This is a genomic window from Vibrio sp. V03_P4A6T147 (assembly GCF_002241085.1).
Lineage (GTDB): Bacteria > Pseudomonadota > Gammaproteobacteria > Enterobacterales > Vibrionaceae > Vibrio > Vibrio anguillarum.
The window spans coordinates 1-8,007 of record NZ_NDIO01000088.1 but is presented as its reverse complement, the minus strand read 5'-3'; the positions used below and the strand labels follow the sequence as shown (position 1 = coordinate 8,007).

The following is an 8,007-nucleotide window of genomic DNA, read 5'->3' as shown; positions in this document are numbered from 1 at the left end:
GTGCAACGAATCGTTTTAGGCACTCAGTAGGTGAAGTCGATGTTATCCATTTTTGATATTTTTAAAATTGGTGTGGGCCCTTCTAGCTCACACACCAATGGGCCAATGATTGCAGGCTATCAATTTAGCCAAATCATTGCTGATTTAACGCAAGTGGCAAGAGTGCAGATTGACCTTTACGGTTCATTATCACTTACAGGACGTGGCCACCACACTGATCGGGCCGTGATATTAGGTCTGCTGGGCAATAAGCCTGACACCATCAAAATCACCCGCGCCAATCAAGCGCTAGCGCATGCTATTGAACACGGTGAGCTTAATTTAGCGGGAAAAAAGCTCATTCCATTCCAGCTAAAAACTGACCTCCTCTTCCAAAATACTAATCTTCCCTTACATGAAAATGGTATGACGATTACCGCTTTTGGAGCGCAAGGAGAAACGTTAGCCTTTGAAACTTACTACTCGGTGGGAGGCGGTTTTGTTGCTACCGCCAAAGAGTTGGAACACGGTAGTGCAAATGCACCCGTGGAGGTCGAATTTCCTTTTACTTCTGCTGATGAATTACTCTTTAAAGCCGAAAAACATGGCTTAAGTTTAGGCAGTCTCGTTTTGCGCAATGAAATAGCGTTTCATGATCTTGAAACGATTAACCACAAAGCCGATCAAATTTGGAAAGTGATGTCGCTCTGCATGCAGCGCGGCTTTGAAACGGAAGGCATTCTCGAAGGTGGGTTGCATGTCACGCGCCGCGCACCAGCACTGCTCAAAAAGCTGGAAGCTAACGCGGCGATTGAAAGTGACCCAATGGAGATCATGGACTGGATTAACCTGTTTGCTTTCGCGGTCAGTGAAGAAAATGCAGCGGGAGGGCAAGTGGTCACCTCGCCAACCAATGGCGCGGCAGGAGTGATACCCGCCGTATTAATGTATTACCACCGCTTTATCCGAGAGCTTGACACTAAGCAGTTGAAAGATTTTCTCGCCGTGGCTGGCGCTATTGGTATTTTGTACAAAACCAATGCTTCTATTTCGGGGGCCGAAGTAGGCTGTCAAGGGGAGATTGGAGTCTCTTCTTCAATGGCAGCGGCAGGGTTGACCGCTCTAAGAGGTGGCAGCAACGAACAAATTTGCATGGCGGCTGAAATTGCCATGGAGCATTCATTGGGTATGACATGCGACCCAATGGGTGGCTTAGTTCAAGTCCCTTGCATCGAACGCAATGCAATGGGAGCTGTGAAAGCGATTAACGCTTCACGCATGGCCCTAAAACGGACCAGCAAATGCTTAATTTCTCTAGATAAAGTGATTGAGACCATGTACCAGACGGGGAAAGATATGAATCGGAAATATCGTGAAACCTCATTAGGCGGCTTAGCGTTAATCCACCTATCACCACCTTGTGAATAGTAATACCGTTCAATCCTCATCAAGCCCTGTGTGAATACAGGGCTTGTTTAAGCGGTAAATTCAGGAATGCGTAACTCTTGGTTCTGGGTAATCGCTTCTCGCTGCACAATCCACTGAAAGCTGAGCGACAACACACAAATCTCAACCGCACAAACCACTAACCAGACGAGTGACAATAGTAATGTCAATGGCAGAAAATGCAGATTAAACAAGGGCTGTAGTAGTGCGTTGATAAGCATGGGGATCACACCTATCAGCACAAATAGTGCTTTGGCGTGGGGCTTTGACATTTGCCACGCGACACTCAAACCTCTAGGTTGATGATCTAGTGCTGTTGCTGGCAAAACTAATGACCAGCGGGAGATAAACCAGCCAATAGGCAGCATTGCGGCATAGGTACAAAGCTGGATTAACCACATTGGCATAGTCACTATATTTGCCAGCGAGCCAATGATAAACATAGGTATGATTAGAATGGCAAACAGCATAGTGCCTAAAGCAGCCCACCATCCAATAAAGCGCAATTCACGCGAACTTAAATAAAAAATCGTGCTCAAACGGCAAGATTTTTCACCCAGCAGAACCAAACGATGCAAGCGCACTGTCGCCATCGCCGCCGTTACCGTATAAAGCACATAAACAATCACATTCGTTAATGTAAACAACTGTTGTGGATCATCAAAGTCAACAACACCAATCGTGAAATAGAGATTCACCACCAAAAAAGGTGAAGATTGCAGCATGAGAGTCAGCCAATTTTTTTGGACTAATTTTAACGCACTCACCACAGTATACTGAATCGGTAGCTGCTGATATTCCATGAATCTATTCCCTGACAAATAAGTAAGGTTAATATATCGAAAATAGATCCCACTTGTTCTAAAAGCTCTGTGATGCCAATCCAACTCCCTGCACTCATTGATAACAATCTTATTGGTATCTCATATTAGTGACTCGGCAACGAGGCGCTATTCTGAATAAAGAGACGATCGCTGACACTGAGGTATCTCACCGCATTTGAAGAGTTCATGCTAGAATGCGCCGAATTTGCGATGAGTTGCACTCAAAGTATTAGGGCGTAGCGCCTTACGCTGAGCAAAGCCATCGCTTGCTAACTGTTTTGACTTTTTAACTCTGAGAGCCCGCATGCCATTTTCCAACCTAGGATTGAGCGATCCAATCTTAAAAGCCGTTCACGAACTCGGCTATTCTGCCCCAACACCGATTCAAGAACAGGCAATCCCAGCCATTTTGACGGGTAAAAATGTCATTGCGGCAGCGCAAACCGGCACGGGTAAAACCGCTAGCTTTGTACTGCCCATTTTGCAGATGCTTAGTCAAGGAACAACTCAGCGCGCCAAACGTGTTCGCGCATTAATTTTAGCGCCCACTCGCGAATTGGCTCTGCAAGTGGAAGAGAACGTCACTCAATACGCCAAGTATCTGCCCTTAACCTGCCTTGCGATGTACGGCGGTGTCGATTCGCAAAAACAAAAACAACGCTTGATTGAAGGGGTGGATATTTTGATCGCCACGCCGGGGCGCTTGCTTGATATGTATGGCCAACGCGCCGTTCATTTTGATGAGCTTGAAGTGTTGGTGATGGATGAAGCTGATCGCATGCTCGACATGGGTTTCATTGAAGACATCAATAAAATTGTTGATCGCCTGCCACTAAACCGTCAGAACTTGCTGTTTTCGGCGACCCTTTCTCGCCCAGTGCGCGAGTTGGCCAAATCAGCCATTAATGATCCGATTGAAATTGATGTCGCTGGTTACAACCGCACGCCAAATCAAATTGAGCAGTGGATTATCACTGTCGATAAAGATCAAAAATCTGCACTACTGAGCCATTTGATTACTGAAAACCAATGGCAACAGGCGATGATTTTCATCGAAACCAAACACGGTGCGGCAAAGCTGGCGAGCCAACTGGAAAAGCGTGGCATTGCGGCAGAGGCGTTTCACAGTGGCCGTAGCCAAGAAGTTCGTGAAAAATTATTAGCCGATTTCAAAGCAGGTAAACTGCAATTTTTGATTGCAACGGGCGTTGCTGCGCGCGGTATTGATATTGATAACTTAGAAAGAGTGGTGAATTACGACTTGCCTTATCCTGCGGAGAACTACATTCACCGTATTGGACGAACCGGTCGTGCTGGTGCAACCGGTGAAGCAATTTCTCTCGTATCACGCGATGATTTTAAAAACTTGTGCATGATTGAAAGCCGCTTAGGACATTTGCTCGTGCGTAAAGAAATTGAAGGTTTCACACCGAAAAAAGACGTGCCTATTTCCATTTTAAATTACCACTTGAAAAAGCGTGATAACGAGCACTCAAGTGCACCGCGTCGTAGCCCTCGCCCTAAACAAGAAAAACGCTCATAAGCATAATGTTTCTTTACAAATCCCACCGCCCGGTGGGATTTTGTTGACTAAACCATTCCCGCATCACACTTTTACGCCTTCCTTCTCTCTACGCCCCAAAATCACTACTCAAGGATGATTCTGTCTTCATCAACTTCTATTAGCCTGCAACTCATCTCCTATTTCTCGCATCCCATCATCGCTTAGGTTGACACGTTATGGCTTACAAAAAATACACTATCTATCAAGTTTTCACGCGCTTATTCGGTAATACAAACCGTTGCAACACACCTTGGGCAACGAAAGAACAAAATGGCGTCGGTAAATTAAGCGACTTCACTGACGATGCACTCAATGCAATTCATCAACTTGGGATCACTCATATTTGGTATACCGGTGTTTTACATCACGCACTGGTGAGTGATTACCGCGCATGGGGAATAGAGAATGATCACCCAAGTGTTGTCAAAGGTAGAGCGGGCTCGCCTTACGCCATTAAAGACTACTATTCGATAAACCCTGATTTAGCCGACGACCCAGCTCAGCGTAATCACGAATTTGAAGCCTTGATTAAGCGTACACACCAAGCTGGCATGAAAGTCATCATCGACATTGTCCCTAACCACGTGGCGCGCCAATATCAAGGGCTCAATAACCCTGTCGGAGTCAATGATTTTGGTGAAAATGATGATACCAGTGTGCAATACGCCAGGGACAATAACTTCTATTACCTACCCGACACCTCCTTTAAACTGCCAGTTATTCCCACCTTATTGCTACCGTTGGGCGGCGAATGCCACCCAGATTTAGCCACCCCGTTTTACGAACACCCCGCAAAATGGACAGGCAATGGATCTCGTTTAGCCAAGCCGAACATCGATGATTGGTACGAAACCGTCAAAATAAACTACGGCATCAAACCTGATGGAGGCAAAGATTTTGCCGAGCTTCCGCAGCAATACCGTTTCCTATCTCACCTTGAACACGCCGTTTTCTGGCAAGACAAAAGTGTCCCAGATTCATGGCGTAAATTTAGGGATATCGCTCTTTATTGGCTCGATAAAGGCGTGGATGGCTTTCGTTATGATATGGCCGAAATGGTACCGATTGAATTTTGGAGCTATCTCAACTCGGCAATTAAACTACACAACCCCGATGCTTTTTTAATGGCAGAGGTGTATCAGCCAAATTTATACCGCGATTACATCCAGCTCGGGAAAATGGACTATCTGTACGACAAAGTCGACCTTTACGATAGTCTCAAAGCCATCATGCAAGGACACGGCTCTACCAAAGAGATTGGTCGTATTGAATATCAACTGCGCGACATTGAGCATCACATGCTGCATTTCTTGGAAAACCATGACGAGCAGAGAATTGCCTCGCCTGAATTTGCAGGGGAAGCACATAAAGCACGCCCAGCCATGTTGATTTCAGCCTGTTTATCCAGCTCACCAACCTTGCTTTATTTTGGGCAAGAAGTGGGCGAACCGGGAGCGGAACATGCTGGCTTTGGCCAGCCTTCTCGCACCTCTATTTTTGACTATATCGGTGTTCCACAACACCAAAAATGGATGAATAATGGCGCATTTGATGGTGGCCAATTAAACGAGAGCGAGAAACAGCTGCGCCATTTCTACTCAACATTACTGAATTTAGTCCAACAGAGCCCCGCACTGACCGGTGAATATCATGATCTGTACGCCGCCAATGTTGAACACTTCTCCGACCAACAAGATTGCTTATTTGCCTTTGCTCGCTCTAACCCATCACAAAAGCTGATCATCGCAGCAAACTTCAGTGCCACAAGTGGCAAAACCGTAAAACTGCATTTACCTAAAGCATTGACCACTTATTGGCAGTTAACCAGTGGTGAGCACACTCTATTCGACCCGCTAAATCAACAAACGCTGACGCTCTTCGTCAACGAACAAGAGAGCTATGTGATGATCAACTTCACCCCACTTTCGACCCATTTCATGGTTCTCAATAATATTTAAACCTCAAAGAGAGTCATTGGTCTTCTTTCAATACAACAAGCCAGCATCTTCATCGTGCTGGCTTGTTTTGCTAAAGGCTATAAGGTTAAGGCTTGCTTTAAGTGACTTTCATTAACACGGGCTCTTGATCAGATTCCCGCTCATGCTGATTGGGCAAAATGCCTAAAGTATGTAAAAAGGTTTTGAGCATGATGGCGTAAATGAACATCATAGGAAGGCCTGCGACCACACAAAGCGACTTAATGGTTTCAATCCCTCCCCCAGCCAAAAATACACTTAAACTGATCAGCCCAATCGCACAGGCCCAAAGCAATTTTACTCGATTATCAGGATCACCATTCAAAGCCAATTCATTGGTGGTGAGCATCGCCGTCGCAACACTCGCACTGGACATAGTGGTCAGCATCAATAAAAACTGAATGAGCAGAAATAGCCCAAGCACCCCATTTCCCCCAGGCAAGGTTTTTATCAATGAAACCACTGCGTAGGTTAAGCCACCTTCTGCCATCCAGCCCTGAACGGGTAAACCGCCCAGCATTTGAGCCCACACCGCATAGCCACCAAAAATGGAGATAAAAAATGCGCAGCCCAAAGCGCCCATCGAGATGGTGTACAAAACCACTTCACGAATCGTTCGTCCACGAGAAATTCGCGTGATGAATAGGCCCATCATAATCAAGTACGCGTAATACCAAAACCAATAGTACTGAGTCCAACCTTGTGCAAAACCACTTTGCTGAACAGGGTCTGTCCACAATGACATTCTAAAGAAATTATCCAACATCACGCCCAGCGAGTCAGTGAAACTATTAAGAATGAAAGAAGGTTGAGTCGCCAATAATACAAACAGGGCAAACAACACTGCCATGCTGACTGTCCAGTTAGAAATCATGTTGATGCCTTGATTAAAACCAACCCCCATCACAACCACTAACGCAGCCACAAAAAGCACAATAATTGTGCCTTGTAAGCCAAGGCTATTCTCAATCTGTAACAGCTCTGCCACACCGGCGCTAACCAAGGTCACAGTTAAGGCTAGCGAGCTAGCAAACGCGGCCAACGTACCAAAAATCGACAATAGATCGATACTTTTTGCCACCAAAGGATGGTCACCCACTACCGAAGAACACAAACTGGAAACTTTTAACGTGCGTTTTTTTTGTACATAAAATGCATAAGCAAACGGAATCGCTGGAAAGCAGTAAATCGCCCAACCTGTAATGCCCCAATGAAAAATAGAGTAAGTAACGGCCCATGCCGCAGCAGGATAACTATTAGGCTCAGCAAATAACGGCGGTGATTGTTAGTAAATCCACCGTTCCCCCTACCGCCCAGTAAATGAGTGACGCCCCGACGCCAGCGGTAAAAATCATCCCGCCGTAAGAAAAATTACTGTATTCGGTTTTTTCTTCACCTAAACGAATGCGGCCGTATTTCGAACACGCCAGCCACAGTAAAAAAACCACTAACGCCAAACTTGCCATCTGTACTAACCAGCCAAACCAGTGGCTCACCCAGCCCATAGCTTGCGCCGCCATCGCTTGAGAGGTGGCTGGATAAAGCGCAGATACCGTTAACAAAACAAGCACTAACGCAATCGCAGGAAAAGCCAATCCATAATTAAGATTTTTCAAAACTGCGCCTCCATTCATAAAGTGCTTGAATATGGCGAGGGGTGATGCCACAACATCCGCCGATCACGGTTGCACCGAGGGCATACCACTGCTTGGCAAATGCGAGATAATCTTCTGCACTAAACTCACGCATGGCTTGTACGGTTTCGTTAGCGGCGTGATCCGATTTAATCGGCGTAAAACTGTTTGCATAAACGCCGATTTCAATCTTTTGCGCTCGGCCTTCCAACACCATTTTCGCCTGTTGAATGGCATCAGCCATCACCTCAGGTATTGAGCAGTTAAAGAAAATACCCGCCCCACCCGCAGAATAGATTTGTTCTGTGGCTTCAGACACTGACTGCCCAGAACGCAATTGTGCGATATTAGAGTCATCTTTCAGAGTCAGTGCGTAATAGCAAGGCTTCGTTGATGAGGCAAACACCGATTGAACCATGCTCAACTCTTCTAAACTGGCAATCGTCTCCGCTAACCAGACGTCCACATAAGGATCTTGTGCTTGATACAAAGTGAGTGAAATCGCTCGTGCGACTTCGGCTTGAAAGAGATCAGGCCGATAGCTTCCCATAGCCGGTGGCATAGAACCCGCCACTAAAATCGGA

At 46.1% G+C, this 8,007-nt stretch carries 5 protein-coding genes and 1 pseudogene; 3 read left to right on the top strand and 3 right to left on the bottom strand.

Annotated features, from left to right (window positions below; genetic code table 11):
• Nucleotides 1–39 precede the first annotated feature (39 nt).
• A complete protein-coding gene (locus tag B9J84_RS03165) occupies nucleotides 40–1,407 on the top strand; it encodes an L-serine ammonia-lyase (protein WP_094123507.1) in 1,368 nt (455 codons plus the stop codon).
• Nucleotides 1,408–1,454: 47 nt separating this feature from the next.
• Here B9J84_RS03165 and B9J84_RS03160 read toward each other — a convergent pair whose 3' ends face one another.
• A complete protein-coding gene (locus tag B9J84_RS03160) occupies nucleotides 1,455–2,228 on the bottom strand; it encodes a hypothetical protein (RefSeq protein WP_094123506.1) in 774 nt (257 codons plus the stop codon).
• 325 nt (nucleotides 2,229–2,553) lie between these two features.
• Here B9J84_RS03160 and B9J84_RS03155 point away from each other — a divergent pair, with 325 nt between their 5' ends.
• Nucleotides 2,554–3,792 (top strand): DEAD/DEAH box helicase, encoded by a 1,239-nt coding sequence (locus B9J84_RS03155; RefSeq protein ID WP_026028635.1) that lies wholly within the window; start codon nucleotides 2,554–2,556, stop codon nucleotides 3,790–3,792.
• 197 nt (nucleotides 3,793–3,989) lie between these two features.
• A complete protein-coding gene (locus B9J84_RS03150) occupies nucleotides 3,990–5,771 on the top strand; it encodes an alpha-amylase family protein (RefSeq protein ID WP_094123505.1) in 1,782 nt (593 codons plus the stop codon).
• Nucleotides 5,772–5,868: 97 nt separating this feature from the next.
• Here the strand turns inward: B9J84_RS03150 and B9J84_RS03145 are convergent.
• Both B9J84_RS03145 and B9J84_RS03140 read right to left on the bottom strand, forming a co-directional pair.
• Nucleotides 5,869–7,405: pseudogene (locus B9J84_RS03145) on the bottom strand (BCCT family transporter).
• The coding region (locus tag B9J84_RS03140; RefSeq protein ID WP_094123504.1) for a homocysteine S-methyltransferase family protein at nucleotides 7,392–8,007 on the bottom strand (616 nt) is incomplete at its 5' end. The pseudogene B9J84_RS03145 and the gene B9J84_RS03140, both read right to left, overlap by 14 nt.